Origin of the sequence: Paraburkholderia sp. 40 (assembly GCF_050434105.1) — a bacterium.
GTDB classification, from domain to species: Bacteria; Pseudomonadota; Gammaproteobacteria; order Burkholderiales; family Burkholderiaceae; genus Paraburkholderia; species Paraburkholderia tuberum.
The window spans coordinates 2139478-2159247 of record NZ_JBNPVY010000002.1 but is presented as its reverse complement, the minus strand read 5'-3'; the positions used below and the strand labels follow the sequence as shown (position 1 = coordinate 2159247).

19 protein-coding genes are annotated in these 19770 nt (G+C 60.7%); 10 read left to right on the top strand and 9 right to left on the bottom strand.

The features are described 5' to 3' along the window. Positions 1-209 precede the first annotated feature (209 nt). On the top strand, positions 210-554 hold the full coding sequence (locus tag OKW28_RS11260) for a BON domain-containing protein (protein WP_429445512.1): 345 nt from the start codon (positions 210-212) through the stop codon (positions 552-554). An 8-nt stretch (positions 555-562) separates the two neighbouring features. Here the strand turns inward: OKW28_RS11260 and OKW28_RS11255 are convergent, their stop codons facing one another. Together OKW28_RS11255 and OKW28_RS11250 are read right to left on the bottom strand one after the other, a co-directional pair. After that, a complete protein-coding gene (locus OKW28_RS11255) occupies positions 563-1507 on the bottom strand; it encodes an SDR family NAD(P)-dependent oxidoreductase (RefSeq protein ID WP_429445510.1) in 945 nt (314 codons plus the stop codon). A gap of 25 nt (positions 1508-1532) precedes the next feature. Continuing rightward, a complete protein-coding gene (locus OKW28_RS11250) occupies positions 1533-2672 on the bottom strand; it encodes a phosphotransferase (RefSeq protein WP_429445509.1) in 1140 nt (379 codons plus the stop codon). Positions 2673-2784: 112 nt separating this feature from the next. On the opposite strand from OKW28_RS11250, the gene OKW28_RS11245 reads away from it, so the two are divergent. From OKW28_RS11245 to OKW28_RS11220, 6 genes are all read left to right on the top strand, one after another. Further along, positions 2785-3282: a MarR family winged helix-turn-helix transcriptional regulator gene (locus OKW28_RS11245; RefSeq protein WP_429445507.1), complete on the top strand. Its 498-nt coding sequence runs from the start codon at positions 2785-2787 to the stop codon at positions 3280-3282. A gap of 447 nt (positions 3283-3729) precedes the next feature. Beyond that, complete coding sequence (locus tag OKW28_RS11240; protein ID WP_429445505.1) at positions 3730-4821, top strand: acyl-CoA reductase; 1092 nt, start codon at positions 3730-3732, stop codon at positions 4819-4821. Then, entirely contained in the window at positions 4821-6206 is a 1386-nt protein-coding gene (locus OKW28_RS11235; RefSeq protein ID WP_429445503.1) for a hypothetical protein, read from the top strand. Before OKW28_RS11240 ends, OKW28_RS11235 begins: the two co-directional genes overlap by 1 nt. A 36-nt stretch (positions 6207-6242) precedes the next feature. Then, the gene (locus OKW28_RS11230; RefSeq protein WP_429445501.1) at positions 6243-7094 is read left to right on the top strand and encodes an oxidoreductase; all 852 of its coding nucleotides are present in this window, start codon (positions 6243-6245) and stop codon (positions 7092-7094) included. Positions 7095-7124: 30 nt separating this feature from the next. Further along, positions 7125-8489, top strand: coding sequence for a hypothetical protein (locus tag OKW28_RS11225; protein ID WP_429445499.1), 1365 nt, complete (start codon positions 7125-7127; stop codon positions 8487-8489). 114 nt (positions 8490-8603) lie between these two features. Continuing rightward, positions 8604-9302: a TetR/AcrR family transcriptional regulator gene (locus OKW28_RS11220; protein ID WP_429445497.1), complete on the top strand. Its 699-nt coding sequence runs from the start codon at positions 8604-8606 to the stop codon at positions 9300-9302. Between the two features lie 33 nt (positions 9303-9335). On the opposite strand, the gene OKW28_RS11215 is transcribed toward OKW28_RS11220, so the two are convergent. Continuing rightward, a complete protein-coding gene (locus tag OKW28_RS11215; protein ID WP_429445495.1) occupies positions 9336-9800 on the bottom strand; it encodes a PaaI family thioesterase in 465 nt (154 codons plus the stop codon). Between the two features lie 109 nt (positions 9801-9909). On the opposite strand from OKW28_RS11215, the gene OKW28_RS11210 reads away from it, so the two are divergent. Next, the gene (locus OKW28_RS11210) at positions 9910-11061 is read left to right on the top strand and encodes an NADH:flavin oxidoreductase (protein ID WP_429445492.1); all 1152 of its coding nucleotides are present in this window, start codon (positions 9910-9912) and stop codon (positions 11059-11061) included. 62 nt (positions 11062-11123) lie between these two features. Here the strand turns inward: OKW28_RS11210 and OKW28_RS11205 are convergent, their stop codons facing one another. From OKW28_RS11205 to OKW28_RS11195, 3 genes are all read right to left on the bottom strand, one after another. Next, the gene (locus tag OKW28_RS11205) at positions 11124-11819 is read right to left on the bottom strand and encodes an SDR family NAD(P)-dependent oxidoreductase (protein WP_429445490.1); all 696 of its coding nucleotides are present in this window, start codon (positions 11817-11819) and stop codon (positions 11124-11126) included. 63 nt (positions 11820-11882) lie between these two features. After that, positions 11883-12677: an enoyl-CoA hydratase/isomerase family protein gene (locus tag OKW28_RS11200; RefSeq protein WP_429445488.1), complete on the bottom strand. Its 795-nt coding sequence runs from the start codon at positions 12675-12677 to the stop codon at positions 11883-11885. A 75-nt stretch (positions 12678-12752) separates the two neighbouring features. Then, positions 12753-13949 (bottom strand): amidohydrolase family protein, encoded by a 1197-nt coding sequence (locus tag OKW28_RS11195; RefSeq protein WP_429445486.1) that lies wholly within the window; start codon positions 13947-13949, stop codon positions 12753-12755. 238 nt (positions 13950-14187) lie between these two features. On the opposite strand from OKW28_RS11195, the gene OKW28_RS11190 reads away from it, so the two are divergent. Further along, on the top strand, positions 14188-15609 hold the full coding sequence (locus OKW28_RS11190) for an MFS transporter (RefSeq protein WP_429445484.1): 1422 nt from the start codon (positions 14188-14190) through the stop codon (positions 15607-15609). A 109-nt stretch (positions 15610-15718) separates the two neighbouring features. Here the strand turns inward: OKW28_RS11190 and OKW28_RS11185 are convergent, their stop codons facing one another. Beyond that, positions 15719-16513, bottom strand: a complete 795-nt coding sequence (locus OKW28_RS11185; protein ID WP_429445482.1) for an IclR family transcriptional regulator — start codon at positions 16511-16513, stop codon at positions 15719-15721. 247 nt (positions 16514-16760) lie between these two features. On the opposite strand from OKW28_RS11185, the gene OKW28_RS11180 reads away from it, so the two are divergent. Next, a complete protein-coding gene (locus OKW28_RS11180) occupies positions 16761-17525 on the top strand; it encodes an SDR family NAD(P)-dependent oxidoreductase (protein WP_429445480.1) in 765 nt (254 codons plus the stop codon). A 469-nt stretch (positions 17526-17994) separates the two neighbouring features. Here the strand turns inward: OKW28_RS11180 and OKW28_RS11175 are convergent, their stop codons facing one another. After that, positions 17995-19449: an NAD(P)(+) transhydrogenase (Re/Si-specific) subunit beta gene (locus tag OKW28_RS11175; protein ID WP_429445478.1), complete on the bottom strand. Its 1455-nt coding sequence runs from the start codon at positions 19447-19449 to the stop codon at positions 17995-17997. After that, positions 19450-19770, bottom strand: coding sequence for an NAD(P) transhydrogenase subunit alpha (locus tag OKW28_RS11170; RefSeq protein WP_429445476.1), 321 nt, complete (start codon positions 19768-19770; stop codon positions 19450-19452). It lies immediately after the preceding gene.

The following is a 19770-nucleotide window of genomic DNA, read 5'->3' as shown; positions in this document are numbered from 1 at the left end:
TCGTGGGAAACTGCAATGGCGATAGTCAGATACTCGTTCTCTCGTACCTGCGCAATTGCTACGCCTGATTCGCCTCGCCAAATCGACGCGAAGGGTTGCCCTGCCAATACAGGTAGCTTGTAAGCCGAGATGCGCCGTATCCCTTCGCCACTCGGCCCGCTTTTCAGCCCACCATTTAGCGCTTATCGAATCAGGATTTCATAGCCGACATGCGAAACGCGCCATACATCAAAAGCCGACTGCTGATCGTCGCGGCGTTTGCATTGCCAGCGTTCGCGTTCACCAGCGGCTGTAAGTCCACGGTGACGCCGCCCTTGACAGCGCCGGGGAAGATCGCCACTGATGACGCTGCGCTCGCCGCCCGGGTGAAGCAGGCGCTCGTCGCGACCCCGGAACTGAGACCCTTGCCGATGAGCGTCGCGACATACCGAGGCGTCGTGCAGTTGTCAGGATACGTGGATTCGGAGGCACAGATTCAGAAAGCGCTTGCCGTGACGCGCGGCGTGCCGGGGGTGCAATCCGTGAGCAACGATCTGCACCTCAGGCCGCAATGATACGGTGGCTATTGCTGGACCAGATCGTACGCCGCAAGCGCCGCAATCTGCGTCACGCCACCGTCCACGGGTAAGCACGTGCCAGTAATGAATCGCGATTCGTCGCTGGCGAGAAACAGCGCGGCGGCCGCGACGTCCCATGCATCTCCCTCCAATGGGAGGGGCGCGATCTTGCGGCGACGTTCGCGAGCCTTATCGTCAAGCATGCTTTCCACCATTGGCGTAAAAATATGCCCCGGAGCAATCGCGTTGGCACGAACCTGATCGCGGCCGTACATCACCGCGAGTTCACGCGTAAAGCCGACCATTCCCGCCTTTGACGAGCCATACGCGGCCGACCCGTGGCTGCGGATGCCTGCGACCGAACCGATGTTGACGATGGCCCCGCCCCCGCGCGCCACGATCTTCGGCACCGCACTTCGGCTCATCAAGAACGCACTTTTCAGATTGACGTCGATCACACGGTCCCAGGACGCTTCGTCGACGTCCTGCAATCTCCCCGGCGCGCCTGAGATACCGACGTTGTTGATGAGAATGTCCAGACCTCCATACCGCTGAACGGTCTCTTCGACAATGCGCGCACAGACAGCGCCGTCCGTGATATCGCCGGTCGATACGAACGCTCTGCCGCCCGCTTCCGTGATCAGCGCGAGCGTTTCCGCCGCCCGCTCGTACTGCTGATCGACGAGACAGACGGACGCGCCCTCCGCCGCAAAAAGACAGGCAATGGCCTTGCCCGTGCCAAAACCCTGACCGAGCGATCCTGCGCCGGTCACGATCGCGATCTTGCCGCTTAAACGTTGATGAAAGATTTTCGGAACAGGCATGCTGTAATCGGTTGATGAAATTCGATTGTCATCTTGAACGTTCGAGCGAGCACCTGCACGTTCAAGCCATAACTCGCCAGGAGGCTGCCGATGGTCGAGCTTAGTCTCCCTATGCCAATAATGCAACGTACGGTTGCATTATTGGCTTAGATCATGTCGATTCGCCCACCGTGCCGTGATCCACCAACGCCGCGCCAAAGCGGGCCGCATACGCGGTGTTCACTGCTTCGGTCTGGAAGCGGGTTTCGTTAATCGCAAAGATGAAGTATCCATACGCGAGATCGCGTCGATAGTCGTTCCACGCTTCGTCGAAATCGGGCGCCTCGACCCCGCCAATCGCCAGCTGCGAAAGATAGTGTTCGAGCAGCGACCGCTCCCATGAGCGACGGTCCTCGATATCGAGTGCGCACCCTATGTGATAGGCGACCTCGAGGCTCCAAGGCGCCCGACTGACCTGGGCATCGAAAAAACCTGGCGTCCCGTCAGCTTCGACGTACAGATTTCCCAGATGCGTATCGCCGTGAATGAGGCATACCGGTTTGCTCTTATGTTCGCGCGCAATGCGCGCGAGAGATGCCATCATCCAGTCCCGATCGTGCAGATACCGACTTACTGCCGCTCCTCTCGGCAGCGATATGTAGTGGGCCCAGACGTCCGGTTCGAGGTATCGGTTCTGGTATTCCAGCGACCAGTCCGAAAAACGCTCTCCGACCCATTCGAGCCGACCGCCCTTGTCGAACTCCCGGCTGTTCCATGTTTGCGCGTGATAGCGCGCCATCGCACTCAACCGTAGGGCGACTTGTTCGTAGCCCTGCGATTGCTGAGCACGGCAAAACTGAACGTTACGCTCGCTCAGGTCTTCCATCACTACGACCGATTGCCAGGCGTCAGGATCCGTGCCGGCAAAAAAGCATCCAGGCGCGTTCATGTTGATGAACGGTAGAACGTCGCGATAAAAACGCATTTCGTTGCGATACATGTCTCTCATCGAAGGACTGTGATCCTCGAAACCGCCCTTGACGATCATGCGCGCCGGCAGCGCCATTGCCTGTCCCGCCTCGTTGTACTCGAGTGCGACGCGTACCTTGGTCGACGTACCCGGCAATACCTCCACGTGCCTGCACGAAGTTACTTCGGCGCCGGGAAATCGGAACGCGATCGCGGAGGTCAGCCACTTTGCGGTCACTTCCTCAACAGCGACAGGCATCGCCATGTCACTTACCACACCAGATTCCGACATGGTCCCTCCCGAAGATTGCAAACAAAAAGACGCGTGCGCATCGTCGCGCATACCTGCTCCCCGTCGCAACATGGGGAAAACCACACCTCGCCTATCGTTGCATATTTCGAATGGCGTGCATATAGTTGCCTGCAAATGCAGCTACTTTTTTGGCAGGAAATCGATGAATCTACCCGACTCCGTCACGCTCGAGCGAGAACCGGCTGGCGCCGAACTCGCACAGAGACTTGCGCCAGAGGAATACCGTACTGAAGATAGTGTCGCGTTCAAGATGAACCTGGTTCATCTTCTACTTGGGGCGGAAATCGACGGAAAGCTCGCTGCGAGCGAGCTCTCAGCAATACAGTGGGGAATCCTGAAAGCACTGTACGACCGACGTGCTCGCACACCTACTGCCTTGTGCCAGATGCTGCTCGCTGACAGCAGCATCATGACCCGCAAGCTCGATTCGCTTGAAAAAAGAGAATTGATTGAACGAATTCGCAGCACTTCCGACCGACGCTGTGTCGAGCTCACACTGACTGCAAAGGGCCGCCAGTTGTTGCGCGGAACCCTGCCGCACATCGTCGATGCAAGCAATCGGCAGCTTCGCGGCTTCACGGTCGAAGAAGTCCGAACCGTCAAACATTTACTCGATCGGATGATCGTCAATCTGAGCTGACTAGCGATAGCAAGCTCGGAATCGACCAGCGTCTGCGCCCGAAGTCAACGCGTATCGATATTTGAAAAGGAGCTTTTATGGAGCACCCCGAAACAACAGAAAGGCAACGCGGGAACCCGGCGCAGGAGCCCAGCCTCGTGCCGCTGCCGGTTCCTCACGTATACCGCGGTCGCACTGTCACCGGAAGCGCCATCAGGCACGTGTCGCGTGATCTTGGCCAAGGTTTCTGCACACCCAGGATCGACCTTGACGACCTCGTGTGGCCGCGAGCTGAGTCAGGCCCCGCCTTCGATATGCCGATTGCGAAGGTTATCGACTTTCTTGTCGAGCTGGGGCCGCGTTTGCATCTGGACGTCAATCCGCTGATGCAGGCCGCGCTCGAGTCAATGATCAAAGTGAGTCCGCTCGGGCGACGGATTCTCGAAAACTGCTATCGCGACATTCCCAATGCTTTTCGCACGCGAGGTGATCGAGGACGAGTTGCGCGTAAGTCTTGGCGACGCGCGCCTCGTCGACGGTTGGGTGGCACGCACGCTGCGCGGGCGCCCGAGTCGTCTGCGCGCGTTTCCACCGCGCCTCGTACATGTGCTCGCCGGCAACTCGCCGATGGTGGCAGCCATGACGGTCATGCGCGCGGCGCTGACGAAAGGCGTCCACCTGCTCAAGCTGCCTTCGAACGATCTGTTCACGGCCACTGCGGTTCTGCGCACGATGGCCGACATCGACCCGGATCATCCCGTCACCCAGTCGTTTTCGGCTGCGTATTGGCGCGGTGGAGACGAAAATGTCGAGTCGATTCTTTACCGTCCGCAGTACTTCGACAAGATTGTCGTATGGGGCGGCGACAGTGCGGTTCGGCACGTGATGCGCTACGCTGGCCCCGGGCTCGAGCTGGTCGCGTTCGATCCGAAGGTATCTATCTCGCTGGTCGGCCGTGAAGCCTTTGCATCCGACGAGGTGCTGCGCGACGTCGCGCGTGCCGGCGCAGCCGATGTGCTGTCGTTCAACCAGGACGCGTGCAATGCGAGCCGGTATCAATTCATCGAAGGCGACGAAGACGACGCCGACCGCTATGCCGAGCAACTGGCGCTGGCACTCGGCCAGGACTTTCGCTATGGCGACGGCCAGGGCCCGCTGGTGCCCAGCGACATTCGCGAAGCGGTTGATGTGCTGCGTGAGATGGAGCCGCTCTACCGGGTGTTCGGCGGATACGACGGCAAGGGGCTCGTCATTCGCTCCGAAGAAATGGTCGATTTTCATCCCATTTGCAAGACCGTCAACGTCGTTCCCGTGGCAAGCCTGCGCGACGGTGCGCGCTATGCGACCGTCGCCACGCAAACGGTCGGCATCTATCCGCCGCACCGGGTCACAGAGGTGCGCGACGCGCTCGCGTGCGCTGGCGTCCAACGCATCGTGGCGCTGGGCGAGTCGATTTCAGATGGGGTTGGCGGCTATCCGCATGACGGCATGTTCCCGATCCATCGATTCATGAAATGGGTCTCGGAGGAATCGGGCCCGAATCCGGAGGAGACGCAATAATGCAAGCCCTTTCCACGCTGCTTCACCTCACGGATCTTCGAGACCCCTTCCGCAATGCGCCGGAAAGCCTCCATGCCGCGCAACTGCAAGCCGTGCGCGAGCGCTTCGCGCAGCGGCGGCAGCAGATTCGCATTCTCGACAGGCGGGCCAGCGAAGCCGGCGTGACGGAAGTGAAGAGCATGAGCGACGCCGTGCCATTGCTTTTTGCCGACTCCGTCTACAAGAGCTATCCCGATTCGTTCATCGAGCAGGGAAAATGGCGCCACCTCACGGCGTGGCTTCAAACGCTCACAACCCGCAAGATCGACGGACTCGACTACGGCACGATCGCCGATCTCGACGACTGGATCCATGCGCTGCGTCGAAACGGCCATTATGTGATGAGCTCGAGCGGAACCTCGGGCAAGCAGTCCTTCATTTACCAGAGCGAAGCCGACCGCGAACTCGGCTGGCGCCTCCTCTCCCAAGGCATTCGCTGGGCGGCGAGCGGCATGCGCGATCCGTCGCGTCGCTATCCCGTGTTCCTTCTGACGCCCTCCTCCGGCTCTTACACCGGAACGGAGCGCATGGCGAAATTCGCCGAATCGATTGCGATGCCGGGCGACCTTCATTACATGTCGGATGTGCCGCAAAGCGCCGCGCACACCACGCGCATGGCGCGCATGCGGCGGGCCATCGCGGACGGCACCGCGCTCCCGAGTGAAATCGAAGCCTTCCAGAACGAAAGTCGAGAACGCAGCGAACGCGTACAAGCCGATTTCCGGAAGTTCATCGACCAACTGCTCGAACGGCGTCACGAGCGCATGTTCATCATGGGCATGATGGGCATGCTTTATCAGATCGTCGCCACGGCACGCCAGCGTGGCATTCCCGACGCCGACTTTCACCCCGACACGATCATTAGCATCGGCGGCGGCAAGAAAGGTGCGAACCTGCCAGAAGATTTCCAGCAACAGTGCGAGCGCTTCTTCAACTTCAACGCGACCAACTTCAACGACGGCTACGGCATGGGCGAAGTATCGGGCTTTTGCCCGTGGTTTCACGAAGCGAAGGCGTGGGCGGTCCCGCCCTGGCTCGTCCCGCTGGTGCTCGACTCGACCGGCGAACAACTGCTTAATCCTGCGGACGGGAAAGGCATCGTCGAGGGACGGCTCGCCATGATCGACCTGCTCGCGGATGGGCGCTGGGGCGGCGTGATCAGCGGCGACAAGGTCACCGTGGAGTTCGGTCACGGCATCGACGGCGTACGCACGCCCATCATTCGCGACGTGGTGCGCTACAAGGATTTGCCCGGCGGCGACGACAAGCTGTCCTGCGCGGGAACGATCGACGCCTACGTCCGCGGAGAGATCGCCGACATGACCGAGGCCCGCACCGCCAACTAAATCGATGTTTGCTACTCATCTGAAGGCCAATCGACAATGACTGAAACACAGACAAGCCCAGCCGTGTGGTTCATTACCGGCGTTTCGTCCGGCTTCGGCCGTTCCCTTGCGCAGGCGGTCCTCGCCCGTGGCGACAAAGTGGTCGGGACCGTTCGGAATGACGCACAGATCACGCCGTTCGAAAATCTCGCACCCGGACGCGCGCACGGCGTGCTGCTTGACGTGACCGACGCGGCAGCGGTGCCTCGCGCCGTCGCGCAGGCCATCGAGCGCGCGGGCGCCATCGACGTACTCGTCAACAATGCCGGCTACGGTCTGTTCGGCGCACTCGAAGAGGTCTCCGACGCGGAAGCACGTCAGCTGTTCGATACCAACGTGTTTGGGACGGTCAACGTGATACGCGCCGTACTGCCTCATTTTCGCGAGCGCAACCACGGTCATATCGTGAACTTCTCGTCGGTCGCGGGCGTGATCGGCATCGCGGGCTGCAGTTTCTATTGCGCTTCGAAGCATGCGATCGAAGGGCTTTCGGAATCGCTCGCTCGTGAACTGAGCCCGTTCGGGATTCGTGTGACCGTGGTCGAGCCGGGTGGCTTCCGCACCAATTTCGCAGGTGGATCGCTGAAGTGGAGCGAGGTCGAATCACCCGTCTATACGGAAACCGTGGGCAAGATGCGTCGTTACATGAGCAGCTACCACGGCACGCAAACGGGCGATCCGGCAAAGGCTGCCGACGCCATCGTGCGCGCGGTTTCCGCAGACACCCCACCGCTGCGGCTACCACTAGGTCCGGACGCCGTCGACATCGTTCGGAAGAAACTTTCGTCCGTGCAACACGACCTCGAAGCCTGGCTCGACGTGTCGAGTTCCACCAACTTCGAGCACTGACGCCTGGCAACTCATAGCCCTGGAGACGACATGTCCGCTTTGGACCCGTTCTACGCAATGCTGCGCGGTGAAAGCGACCCGTTTCGCAATCACCCCGAGAACCTTTGCGAGCTTCAGCTCGCTGCCATGAAAGAGCGCTTCGCCGAGCGCCGCGAACAGATCAGGCTACTGCGTCGCAGAGCGGAAGATGTCGGCGTCAACGAGGTGACCCGCCATGAAGATATGGTGCCCCTGCTGTTCGCGCATCAGATCTACAAGAGCTACCCCGAGTCATTCATCGACAACGGCCGCTGGAAGCATCTTTCGGCATGGCTGCAAACGCTATCGAGCAAACGGGTAGCCGAAGTCGATCTGGACGGCGCGGACAACGTCGACGCATGGATGGACCGTCTGCGCACAGCGGGACACCATGTTTTCAGCTCGAGCGGCACATCCGGCAAGTGCAGCTTCATCAGCCAGACGCAAGCCGATCTCGACAATGTCACCGAGTCGTGCGTGAAGCTGGGCGTCTACGGCAATGCAATGATCCGAAGAGATTTCGGCAAGCGCCCGGCTTTCCTCATGATGCCTCCTGCCGGCGCGCATCGGCATATCGAACCGGTACTGAACGCAGCGCAACGGCTCGGCGCGGAAACCACGCTGATGTTCGACGAACCGGTGCTCGCATCCGCAACGATTTCGATGGGCCGCATGCGCCGCGCAATCGCCGACGGCTCCGCGAAACCGAGCGAGGTCGCGGCGTTTCAGGAGCAGGCGGTGGCGCGCCAACGTCATACCGGCAAGATGATCGACCGGTTTCTCGACAAGCTAACCGCGCAGCGCGAAGTTCCGGTGCTCGTCCAGGGTAACTGGTCGTTGCACTGGACGCTCGTCGAGCGCGCCCGTCAGCGCGGCATCGCCGATGGCATCTGCCATCCGGATACGGTAATCACCGCCGGTGGCGGCTTGAAGGGCACCTCGGCCCCCACCGACTATCGGGAGCAAATCATCCGCTTCTACGGTATTCGTGCCGAGAACGTCCAGAACAGTTATGGCATGTCCGAGATGATCGGAACCGGCCCCTGGTCGGAAGTTGCGCAGGGCTATGCAGTCTGCCCGTGGATCGTCCCGTTCGTCCTCGACAAGGCGGGAGAGCAACTGCTGAATCCTGCGGATGGACTGGGCGTCGTTGAGGGGCGCTTCGCGTTTTTCGACCTGCTGGCCGAGGGATACTGGGGTGGTTTCATCACCGGCGACAAGGTCGTGGTCGACTTTTCACCGGCGGGGAACACCGACGGCCTGCAAGGGCCGCTGGTCCGTCAAGTCGGCCGCTACGCCGATCTCGAAGAAGGCGAAGACAAGCTCTCGTGCGCCGGCACGATGGAGTCGTATGTACGTGGCATGATCAACGTTTGAGCCCTGCTGCGCGCGGTCCGAGCCCAAGGGGGCGCCATTACTGGCGCCCCCTTGGGCTCATGAGTATACTGATGTCCTGATTCCGTCATCAAACACTCCCCGATGTACAAACCTATGTCAGTTCAGGCTCCCAACGGAGCCTCGCGGCTCGCTGCGGCGGACAAACCTCGAACGGCTGGCCGGCCCACCCACGACGATGCAGTTCAGTTGCGCGAGCGGCTGCTCGACGCCGCCAAATCCGTGTTCATCAGAGAAGGTTTCGGCGCCGCCAGGGTCGAGGAAATCGCATCGCTGGCTGGCGTCAGCAAAACGACCGTGTATCGCCAGTTCGGCACAAAAGAAGAGCTTTTTCGCTCCATCGTCTGGCGCGGGATGGCCGATCTGCGCGGCAAGATCTCGGAGCACCTGGAACCGGGCCGCGATTTTTCGACGAATCTGGCATCCCTTATCGATGCGCTTGTCGAACACATGGCAATACCGGACAGCATGCACACTTCACGCATGGTCATTGGCGAAGCGATTCGCTTTCCCGATGTCGCAAAGCAGTTTCTGCGGTTCGTGGTGACGATGCTGGAGCCGCTAACCGGCGTTCTGGAAGCCGCCGCGGTCAGCGGCGTAATCGCCATCGACGATCCCTCGAACGCGGCGCGCGATCTTCTCACACTGGTCACAGGCGCGCCCGAAGTGCACCTCGCGGTTCAGACCACCCGTTCCGAACGGAAACGCCGGGCTGAGCGGATTCATCGGCTTCTGTTGACCGCGTGGAGGTACCGTGCGGCACTGGATAAGGTTCGAGCCCGGTCAATGCCGTAACGTTCGCGCGGCCATCCAGGTCTCGCAGACGCACTAGTTGTCAATTTCACCCATCACCTGGAATTGCCCCGACGCCTGGGCGATGCATTTTGCATTCGCCCAGATCTGGCAGTCGGAGAAAATCACCCGCTTTCCCGAACGTAGAACGTCGACGTGTGCTTCCACCCAGTCGCCGGGCTCCGCGTTTCCCATGAAATTGACCGTCAAGCCCGTCGTCAACACCCTGACGGCCGGTTGACGCGAATACTTGCTCGCCCACGTGATGGCGGTGTCTGCCAGCATGCAAACAGCGCCCCCGTGCATCATCTGGCCAAGGTTGCGATGCGCTTCGCGAACGTACATGCCGACGACGTGTCCGCGTTCGCTCTTGCGAAAGTAGGTAGGTCCGAACATCCGATGGAAGGGACCGAACTCCGGCATCAATGCAAAGCCCTCCGGGATGAGCTTTGCGCCGCTCTCTTCGAGCGCGTCTACCGCCAATGAGTCTGCTTGCTCCAATGCAATCCTCCTGTTCAACGCCGCCTGCGAGACGGCGCCAATAGTGCTTTTTCATCGATAGAACATAGCGTATCATTATCCGCACACAAGTCAACTATGCGAATGACCAATGGATGCCACTTCGCTCTTTTCGCCTCTCACCGTGCGCGGGGTCACGCTTGCCAACCGTATCGTCATGTCACCCATGACTCGCGGCTTTTCGCCGAACGGATTGCCCGGTAGTGACGTCGCCGCCTACTACAAGCGGCGTGCGCAGGGCGAGACAGGCCTGATCATCACAGAAGGCGTCGGCGTCGATCACCCGGCGGCGCTCGGCGAAGCCGGACTCGGAGAAAATTCGATTCCAGTGCTCGCCGGAGAGGAATCAGTTGCCGCTTGGCGACGCGTGACGGACGAAGTTCACGCTAGCGGCGGAATCATCTTTCCTCAGTTGTGGCATATGGGACCCATGAAAGAGGCGAATACGGGCCCCTTCCCTGCCGCCTCGCCACTGCGCCCATCGGGACTGTGGGGACCGGAAGGACGAACGACATCGCTGAACGCAGGTTACATGGAGCGCGTCATGCCGCCAACCCGCCCCATGACCGATGCCGAGATCGCGGACGTCATTGCAGCCTATGGTCGAAGCGCGCGCTATGCGACGGCCGCCGGCTTCGACGGCATCGCGATTCACGGAGCTCACGGCTATCTGATCGACGCTTTTCTGTGGGCAGAAACCAATCAACGCACGGATCGATGGGGCAAGGATCTCACGGCGCGCAGCCGCTTTGCCGCCGAGGTTGTCCGTGCCATCCGCGAAGCGATCGGCGCGACGATGCCGATCACGTTCCGCTTCTCCCAGTGGAAGCAGCAGGATTTCCGCGCGCGTCTCGCCAACGACCCGCACGAACTCGAGCACATTCTCGCGCCGCTCGCGGATGCTGGCGTCGACATCTTCGAGGCGAGCACCCGCTATTTCAACCGGGCGGAATTCGCGGGCTCAGAGATGAATCTCGCCGGTTGGGTGAAGAAGGTAACCGGCAAGCTTTCGATGACTGTTGGTGGGATCGGCATTAACAAGGGCTACTACGATTCAATGGCCGGGGCCGCGACAGCGGCGCAGCCCGACCTCACCGCCCTGCTCGATCGTTTCTCACGCAGCGAGTTCGATCTTGTTGGCGTGGGACGCTCGCTCCTACATGATCCGAACTGGGCGCGGCGCGCACGGCTTGGCGAGCCGTTCCTCGGGTTCAACAACGACTCGCTCGCACACCTCACCTGAAACGCGATTTGCAGTTGGCGCCGTTGACTCGGGCGTCAACTGCTATTTCCGGTTCGGGATCTTTACGTACGCCCGGTGACAGGAATCAAAGCACCGGTCACCCCCGACGCGGCGCCAGACGCGAGAAAGAGAATCACCTCGGCGATTTCTTCAGGCCGCACCCAGCGGGAAAAGTCAGCGTCGGGCATATCCTCGCGGTTCTGTGGCGTATCGATGATGCCTGGCAAGATAGCGTTGACGGTAATGGAACGGCCTTTGAGTTCTTCGGCCAGCGCCTCGGTCAAACGCATCACCCCCGACTTCGAGGCCGCATACGCTCCCATGCCCGCGCCCGCCTTCAGCGCAGCGCCGGCTCCAATATTGATGATGCGTCCGCCCTCCGCGCTGTCGGCAATATGGTCGAGTGCCGCTTTCGACGCAGTCGCCGCCGTGCGCACGTTCGTCCGGTACATCAGATCCCAGGTGTCGAGACTGCCGTCCGCCAGCGTTTCCCAGCGAAAGCCTCCCGCTACATTAACGATCGCATCGAGCTTGCCAAGCTGCTCGACGACCGCGGAGAGCGCCGAGCGCGCCGCATCGAGATCAGTCAGCTCGACGCCTCCTCGCCACCAGGAAGCGTGCAGCTGCTCCGCGCTCGCCTTCTCCGGCTCGAGCGCCTTGTCGATCAGCGCGACCTTCCAGCCGTTCTCAGCAAACACGCGACCAACCGTGCGCCCAAGCGTGCCGAATCCACCTGTTATCGCCACTACCCGTTGCATGTGCATCGCTCCCTCGCCGCGCCCGGCGCCGCGGGTATCGCTAGCGCCGGACACTGTAAAAGCTCAACGTCCCTTGAACACCGGCTCGCGTTTCTCGCGAAACGCGTTGACCGCCTCTTGATGATCTTCCGTCAGGTTCGACAGCGCCTCGTATGCAATCGACGCGTCGAGAATGGAATGCGCAAGTTGCTTCAGGCCGATGTTGATCGACGCCTTGGTCCACTGGATGGCGCGCGAAGCGCCGTTTGCGAGACGCTTCGCCATCGCGTCGACCACGGCATCCAGCTGGTCGGCCGGTACGGCATGATTGATGAGACCCAGTCGTGCCGCCTCTTCCGCGGTGACGAGATCCCCCGTCAACAGGTATTCCTTGGCCTTCGCATAGCCCACGAGCTGCGGCCAGATCACCGCGCCACCATCGCCCGCCACGAAGCCGATTTTCACGTGCGGATCGCCAATCTTTGCATGATTGGCCGCGTAGCTCAGATCCGAGAACAGCGCGATCGTCGCGCCGAGACCAATTGCATGACCGTTGATCTTGGCGATGACCGGCTTCGGACAATCCAGCATCGAGAAGACAATTTTCTTTGCACGCTGCATGCCTTCGAGGAACAGCGTGGGGTTGTCGATGACCTGCTGCATATGCTCGATATCGCCGCCCGCGCTAAAAGCCCGCCCTGCGCCCGTCAACACCACGACACGGGTCTCAACATCCTCGGCGACATCGAGAAAAAGCCGCGACATCTCAATGTCCATTTGCTCATCGAACGCGTTCAACGTTTCCGGGCGGTTGAGCGTAACGGTCAAGACGCCGCCTTCGCGTTCGAGCAATAGCGCCTTATAGTCCGAAATATTCATGGCTAACCTGTTCATAATGAAGAAATCGCGCGGGACGGACAGACCGTCTGCCGCCGTCGACCGGTGCAAGGCCGATTACACGTGCAGCGGAATGAACCGGCGGCCGTTGTCGTACATGATCTTGAGCGTGTCTTCTTCCGAGAGCCCATTGCATGCTTCCGACGCGAAGTCCTTCGGTTCGGGCACGCCTTCCGCGTGCGGATAATCGGAGCCCATCAACAGGAAGTCCGACGATCCCGTTTGAGCGATGATCTGGGCTATGTCGTCCTCCGGATACGCGACCACGAAGACATTTTCCTTGAAGATCTGGCTCGGGCGTTTCTTCAGCTGACCGCACGGCCAGTAGCCATTCTTCGCCATCCCCCGGCACTTGTCCATTTTGACGAGCAGCGAAGGCACCCATTCGGCACCGTTTTCGGCGCTGCACAGCTTGACCCGCGGGAAACGCTCGAAGAAGTTGTAGAAGATGAACGACGACAGCGTTTCCATGACCGGCCGCTCGCCGTAACCGTGCATCCAGACAAAGGCGGTCTGACGCTGGCGCGACTGCTGCACGGGCTCGCCCCACACCGCCATATGATCCTTCATGTAGATCGCTTCCGACACATGGAAGGTGACTCGCACGCCCGCTTCGTTGAGGACCGACCAGAACGGATCGAAGTACGGATCCGCAGGTGCACGGCCATTGGCCGGCCCCATCGGCATCAGGATCACCCGCACACCGTTCGCAACCAGCCACCTGGCCTCCGCGACAGCCGCAGCGAGATCGTCGAGCGTGACGACCGGCGTCGTGTAGATGCGGTCTTTGTAGTTGAAGCCCCAGTCGTCAAGCATCCACTGGTTATACGCATGCAACACCGCATTTGCCGCAACGGGCTCGTTGAGGTAGGAAATACACGCGACCATTTCGCCGATGTACATCGTGCAGGCTTCAACACCGAAATCGTCCATCTTCTTCAGGCGCGCGTCGCGGTTGAACATGTCCGGCGTCGGCGAAACCCGCATATCGACGTTATCCTTGCCATCCTTCATCGCGCGCAGCCATTCATGCAGCTTGCCCGGCGGCGGAACGTGCCCCTCGGCCGATGTGTATCCCTCGCTGATTTCCACCTTCCGGTCGCCCACATACATGCAGCGGTTGCCGTCTGCCGTGATGCGGCTGGTAAAAGACCAGTCCTTCCTGAACTTCTCGGGCAAATGACGGTTGAACGCGTCCTCGACTTCGTAGAAGTGCGTGTCGGCGTCGTAGATCTTCCCTTGATATGTTTGCATGAGCTCTCTCCTGATTGTGCGGAGCGCTGCTGAACGTGCGCGCCCTTGAGAGAAGTATCGGCTCAAGCCATCGACCAAAAAACTCTCATATCGAACTCGAAAACGTCGATATCGATTTGATATCGCGCGGTGGCCTCGCGATCCTTTCGGCCTGCATCGCAATCTTCGATAAACGCCAATGCGAACGTCGTTCGTATATAAGTATAATCGAAACGAATACGCACAACCGGAGACGTTTATGCAAGCCGAAGTACTCTCCCAGCCGGCACACCGAGCGCAACCCGTGGCGGGTCCTCCGCGCGGGTTCACGATGGCGATCCTGCTTGCCGCGGTAGCGGCCTCGTCCGGCATCACCGTCATCTACACCGTGCTGGTCACGCTCTACAAGGCTTTTCCTGCGTCGAACTCCGTAAGCTGGACCGTCACCGCGTACTGGCTCGGCTCTGCCGTCTTTGCCGCGGTGAGCGGGCGACTCGGCGACCTGTTGGGCTACCGCCGCATCCTGCTCGTGGTGATGTCGGTCGCTGCGGCGGGCGCAGTCGTGGCCGCATGCGCGACCGATGTCGGCATGCTCGTCGCGGGGTGTGCGATGCAATCAATCGCGGCAGGCATTACGCCACTCTCCATCGGTCTGGTTCGTGAGAATCTGCCACCCGCCAGGCTGCCTGCCGCGGTGGGGTTGATCAGCGCGGCAGGCATGGTGTCGGCGGGGCTGATCTACATCTGCGCGGGCGTTGTCGTGGATCACTATTCGTGGCAGGGCGGCTTCTGGTTCAAAGTCGCGCTTTGCGTCGTGGCCGTCGCGGCGGTACGCGCGTGGGCACCGCCATCGCCACCGAATCCCGGCGTACGGATCGACTACATTCGAGGTCTCGCGTTCGCTCCAGCACTTTGCGCCATCCTCTTCGCCGTGCAGCAAATCCGCACGTGGGGGCTCGGCGATCCGCGGCTGTGGGGCTTGATCGCTGGCGGGATGATCGTGCTCGGACTCTGGGCACGCCATCAACACGGGGCGCGTCATCCGCTCATCAATGTGCGTCTGCTGAAGACGCGCGAAGTCGTGTTGGCCAATGCATGCATGGCATTCCTCGCGGCAGGCGCCATGCAACTAGGACAGGTCTTCTCGCTGCTCGCCCAGCAGCCTGCCGGCACGCACGCCGGATTCGGGTTGAGCGCGACGGCAGCCGGATTACTGATGTTCAGCATCAACATCGTCGCGCTGGTCGCGAGCCCATGGAGCGGCCGGGTTGCGGCCCGCTACAAGGCCCGGCCCGCTGCCTTGATTGGCATGCTCGTACTGGCCTTGGGCTGGGCCTCGCTGATCGTGCTTCATCGCAGCCTGCTGCTCTTCGTTCCAGGTGCGGTGCTGTGCTCGTTCGGCCTCGCCTTCGCAAGCACGGCGCTGTACAACCAGATCGTGGAAGCGACGCCTGCACATCAGACAGGCGAGGCAACGGGCATGCTCTACGTTTTCTTCTCGTGTTTCTTCGCGGTAGGTGCCCAGGCGGTATTTGCGCTGCTGCGCAGCGCGACGGCGGGACACGACGGTGCATCGTTTCCGGCCGATAGTGGCTATGTTTCGGTATTCGTCTACATCGCCTGCAGTTCGATCGCCGGACTGCTGGTCGCCTCCATGCTGCCGAAGCGTCGTAAACACTGACGGTCGTTGCGACCGATCCGTTGCGCGCGGGTGCAACGCTTCTTCGACCGCACCGCGACCGCGGCGCATTGAAGCACCCGCTTCACTGCGCCGCCGACCGACTGGCGAGTCACTCCTCTTCTGCCTGACCCAACGCAGACGCCCGCTGTGCGACTCTGATCATGTTCTCTTCGAGCCGGTGACGTTCGCGGTCGAAGCGTTCGAGCGGCGCACCAATTGCCATCGCCGCGATGACCTTGCCATTCGGCCCGAAGATCGGCGACGACACGCCGGCCGAATCCGGCAGTAGTTCACCGCGACTCACCGACAGGCCGCTTTCGAGGATGTGATCGAGTTCGTCACGCAACGCCTTCTTCGTTGCGATCGTTTGCGGCGTGCGGCGCTCGAATTTGACCGTCTTCATGTAGTCGGTAACGAAAGCGTCCGGTGCATGGGCCAGCAGCACGCGGCCCGCAGCCGTGCAGTAGAGCGGGCGACGCAAGCCGATGTGCATTGAATAGCGCACCGATTGCTCGCTCTCGATCACGTCGACATAGGTGATCTCTTTGTGTTCGGCGTCAAGGACACCGACATACACGGTTTCATTGGTGCTCTTCGAGAGATCCACCAGGAATGGGTGCAGCACCTTCGAAAAATTCCACGAGGCCATCACGCCCGCCGACAACCGGAAGATCGACGGCCCCAGGCGATAGCGGCCTACGTCGTGCATCAAGTACCCTTCCGCCACCAGAGGTCGCAGCAGATTGAGCAGGCTGCTCTTCGGTGACTCGAGAGCGACATTCAGTTCTGCTAGCGACATCCCGTCCGGAGACTTCGCCAGCACATCGAAAATTCCGAGGAGTCGGGTCAGCGAGCGTGGCCCGCTCACGTCCCGATCCGCCGGCGCTGAGGTCTCTTTCAACATGATTTTCCCCATGAATTGACCGTATCGATTATACGGGAACTATTCACATAGTTTTACATCGATCGTAGTTTGGCACATCTTTGCACCCCCGAATTCGGGAATACGCCAGGGCGCTCTCTCACACAGCTTGCGATATATTTGAACGTCGTTCGAAAATCTGGAATGAAGAAGCATCGTCTTCCAGACCATTTACGCAATACGCTCGCGTGTCGAACAGCAACATCAACCTTCACTTCTGGATTTACTCATGTACACGAAAAAACTGGCAGAAAAGGTCGCCATCGTGACCGGAGGCGGGCAAGGCGTAGGACTCGGCATCGCACTTGCGCTTGCCACCGAGGGGGCGAATCTGGTCCTCACTGGTCGCACGGAGGCCAAACTCACGCGGGCCGCTGAGGAATTGAGCGCCCTCGGTTCGCAAGTGCTGGTCGTGCCCGGTGATACGCGCAATCGTGCCGACGCCGTGCGGACAGTCGAGCTTGCCGTCGAGCGATTCGGACGTGTGGACGTACTCATCAACAATGCACAAAGCAGCAGCCCGGGGGTGCCGCTCGAGTCCGTTACCGACGATGACTGGAGCAACACGCTCGAATCGGGCTTGTACGGCACGCTGTATTTCATGCAGGCCGCATTGCCGCGGATGAAGTCGCAGGGCCGCGGCGCCATCATCAACTTCGGCTCGCGCACCGGCATCGAAGGCCTCAAGGGATTCGGCGCGTACGCCGCAACCAAGGAGGGCATTCGTGGGCTCTCGCGTGTTGCCGCGCGCGAATGGGGCGTCTACGGCATTACCGTCAACGTCATTTGCCCGGCAGCGCTCACGCCTGCCGCCGAAGCCTACCTCGAAGCCAATCCTCAGGAACGCACTCGCTATCTCTCTGAGATTGCGCTTGGCCGCTTCGGCGATCCTCAGCGCGATATTGGACGAACAGTTGCATTTCTATGTAGTGACGACGCTAATTTCATAACCGGGCAGACTATCAGCGTGGACGGCGGACAGTCAATGCTTTAGTGCGTCTTTTTGAACACGGTGCAATATATGAAACGTCCTGTTGCATTATCGCGAGCCTCGATCCGAGGAGTGAGCTTCCCGCCGGGCGCGTACCACGAAGCTTGAAGAGCGATCAGTTGTTTCTCCTCTCACACACTTCGCGAGAGCGTGTGGAGTTTGGCCTTGGCTACGGGATACCGAGCCAAGGCGTTTTTTCGCCGTTACCTTTGGGACTCGATCGCGTCTGTTGAGAAATTTCTTAAAACCATTCCGACGTGAAGAACGGCAAGTGGACGTCCATCCAGTCGAACTCGCTGCGGCAGTTCGCCCAAGCCCAATGAGGTGACTTTCCGCTGCGCACGGGCGTGTCCGAACGTTGATGCGGACGCGAGATATTCGGGGCGTCCCTACCGGAGTGGATACACCCCACTTCTACGTGGTCTGTACATACGATACGGCTGTTGCTTCTCTCAGTCGTCGTGACTCCCCCTTAGCTGCAACTTTTCACCATCTCCTCGATCACCTTCTTCGCGTCGCCGAACACCATCATCGTCTTGTCCATGTAGAACAGGTCGTTGTCGAGCCCGGCGTAGCCCGCCGCCATCGAGCGCTTGTTGACGATCACGGTGCGCGCCTTGTACGCCTCGATGATCGGCATGCCCGCGATCGGCGACTTCGGATCGTTCTTCGCGGCCGGATTCACCACGTCGTTCGCGCCGAGCACCAGCACCACGTCGGTCTGGCCGAACTCGCTGTTGATGTCCTCCATCTCGTAGACCATGTCGTACGGCACTTCGGCCTCGGCGAGCAGCACGTTCATGTGGCCCGGCATGCGGCCGGCCACGGGGTGAATTGCATAACGCACGTCCACGCCCTTTTCGACCAGTTTGTCCGTCAGCTCTTTCAAAGCATGCTGCGCGCGCGCCACCGCCAGCCCGTATCCCGGCACGATCACGACCGTTTCCGCATTGCCGAGCATGAACGCGGCATCATCGGCCGAACCCGGCTTCACCGGACGCTGCTCCTGTCCACCAGCCGCCGCGGCCGCGCCCGCGTCGCCACCAAAGCCGCCCAGCAATACGTTGAAGAATGAGCGGTTCATCGCGTGGCACATGATGTACGACAGAATCGCGCCGGAAGAGCCCACGAGCGAGCCCGCAATGATCAGCATGGCGTTGTTCAGCGAGAAGCCGATGCCCGCCGCCGCCCAGCCCGAGTACGAGTTCAGCATCGAGACGACCACCGGCATGTCCGCGCCGCCGATCGGGATGATGATCAGCACGCCCAGCGCGAACGCGATCAGCGTCATGATGATGAACGGCGGCCACGACTGCGTGAGGAAGAACAGGATGCCGAAGCCGATCATGCCGAGCGCGAGCATCAGATTGATCAAGTGCTGGCCGGGGTAGACCACCGGCGCGCCCTGAAACAGGCGGAACCTGTACTTGCCGGAGAGCTTGCCGAACGCGATCACCGAACCGCTGAACGTGATCGCCCCCACGAAAGTGCCGATGAACAGCTCGATACGGTTGCCGTACGGCAGGAAGCCCGGATACGGCGCGTCTGCTGCAACGAGCCCGAACGCCGCGGGCTCGGAAACTACCGCGTACGCAATGCACACCGCGGCAAGACCGATCAGCGAATGCATGGCCGCGACGAGTTCGGGCATCTTCGTCATCTCGACGCGCGCGGCGACATAGGCGCCCAGACCGCCGCCGACCACGAGCGCCGCGAACAGTAACGCAAGTCCAAGCCCGAGGTTCGAGCCAAACTGACCGGACTCTTTCACGATCAGCATGAGGGTGGTGAGAATGGCGATAACCATGCCTACCATGCCGAACACGTTGCCGGCGCGCGCGCTCTTCGGATTCGATAGCCCCTTGAGCGCCTGGATGAAGCAGACCGACGCGACCAGATAAAGCAGCGTAACGACGTTCAGGCTCATTTACGCGCCCTCCTTGCCGGTGAGCTTCTTCGGCTCCTTCTTGCGGAACATCTCCAGCATCCGCCGGGTGACCAGGAAACCGCCGAACACGTTGACGGCCGCGAGCAGCACGGCGAACGTGCCGAACAACTTGCCCGCGCCGCCCACGGTCAGGCCCGTGGCGAGCATCGCACCGACGATCACGATCGCCGAGATCGCATTGGTCACGGCCATCAGCGGTGTATGCAGCGCCGGCGTGACATTCCAGACCACGTGATAGCCCACGTACACGGCCAGCACGAAAATGATCAGGTTGATCACCGTATGGTTGATGACTTCCAT

Bases quoted from the DNA above. Each gene is read 5' to 3' on its own strand.
- OKW28_RS11195 (WP_429445486.1), bottom strand. From the start codon at position 13,949: ATGCAAACATATCAAGGGAAGATCTACGACGCCGACACGCACTTCTAC.
- OKW28_RS11175 (WP_429445478.1), bottom strand. From the start codon at position 19,449: ATGAGCCTGAACGTCGTTACGCTGCTTTATCTGGTCGCGTCGGTCTGC.
- OKW28_RS11235 (WP_429445503.1), top strand. From the start codon at position 4,821: ATGCAAGCCCTTTCCACGCTGCTTCACCTCACGGATCTTCGAGACCCC.
- OKW28_RS11190 (WP_429445484.1), top strand. From the start codon at position 14,188: ATGCAAGCCGAAGTACTCTCCCAGCCGGCACACCGAGCGCAACCCGTG.
- OKW28_RS11220 (WP_429445497.1), top strand. From the start codon at position 8,604: ATGTCAGTTCAGGCTCCCAACGGAGCCTCGCGGCTCGCTGCGGCGGAC.
- OKW28_RS11210 (WP_429445492.1), top strand. From the start codon at position 9,910: ATGGATGCCACTTCGCTCTTTTCGCCTCTCACCGTGCGCGGGGTCACG.
- OKW28_RS11260 (WP_429445512.1), top strand. From the start codon at position 210: ATGCGAAACGCGCCATACATCAAAAGCCGACTGCTGATCGTCGCGGCG.
- OKW28_RS11180 (WP_429445480.1), top strand. From the start codon at position 16,761: ATGTACACGAAAAAACTGGCAGAAAAGGTCGCCATCGTGACCGGAGGC.
- OKW28_RS11250 (WP_429445509.1), bottom strand. From the start codon at position 2,672: ATGCGCGACGATGCGCACGCGTCTTTTTGTTTGCAATCTTCGGGAGGG.
- OKW28_RS11245 (WP_429445507.1), top strand. From the start codon at position 2,785: ATGAATCTACCCGACTCCGTCACGCTCGAGCGAGAACCGGCTGGCGCC.
- OKW28_RS11225 (WP_429445499.1), top strand. From the start codon at position 7,125: ATGTCCGCTTTGGACCCGTTCTACGCAATGCTGCGCGGTGAAAGCGAC.
- OKW28_RS11170 (WP_429445476.1), bottom strand. From the start codon at position 19,770: ATGGAAGTCATCAACCATACGGTGATCAACCTGATCATTTTCGTGCTG.
- OKW28_RS11230 (WP_429445501.1), top strand. From the start codon at position 6,243: ATGACTGAAACACAGACAAGCCCAGCCGTGTGGTTCATTACCGGCGTT.
- OKW28_RS11185 (WP_429445482.1), bottom strand. From the start codon at position 16,513: ATGTTGAAAGAGACCTCAGCGCCGGCGGATCGGGACGTGAGCGGGCCA.
- OKW28_RS11240 (WP_429445505.1), top strand. From the start codon at position 3,730: ATGCTTTTCGCACGCGAGGTGATCGAGGACGAGTTGCGCGTAAGTCTT.
- OKW28_RS11200 (WP_429445488.1), bottom strand. From the start codon at position 12,677: ATGAATATTTCGGACTATAAGGCGCTATTGCTCGAACGCGAAGGCGGC.
- OKW28_RS11205 (WP_429445490.1), bottom strand. From the start codon at position 11,819: ATGCAACGGGTAGTGGCGATAACAGGTGGATTCGGCACGCTTGGGCGC.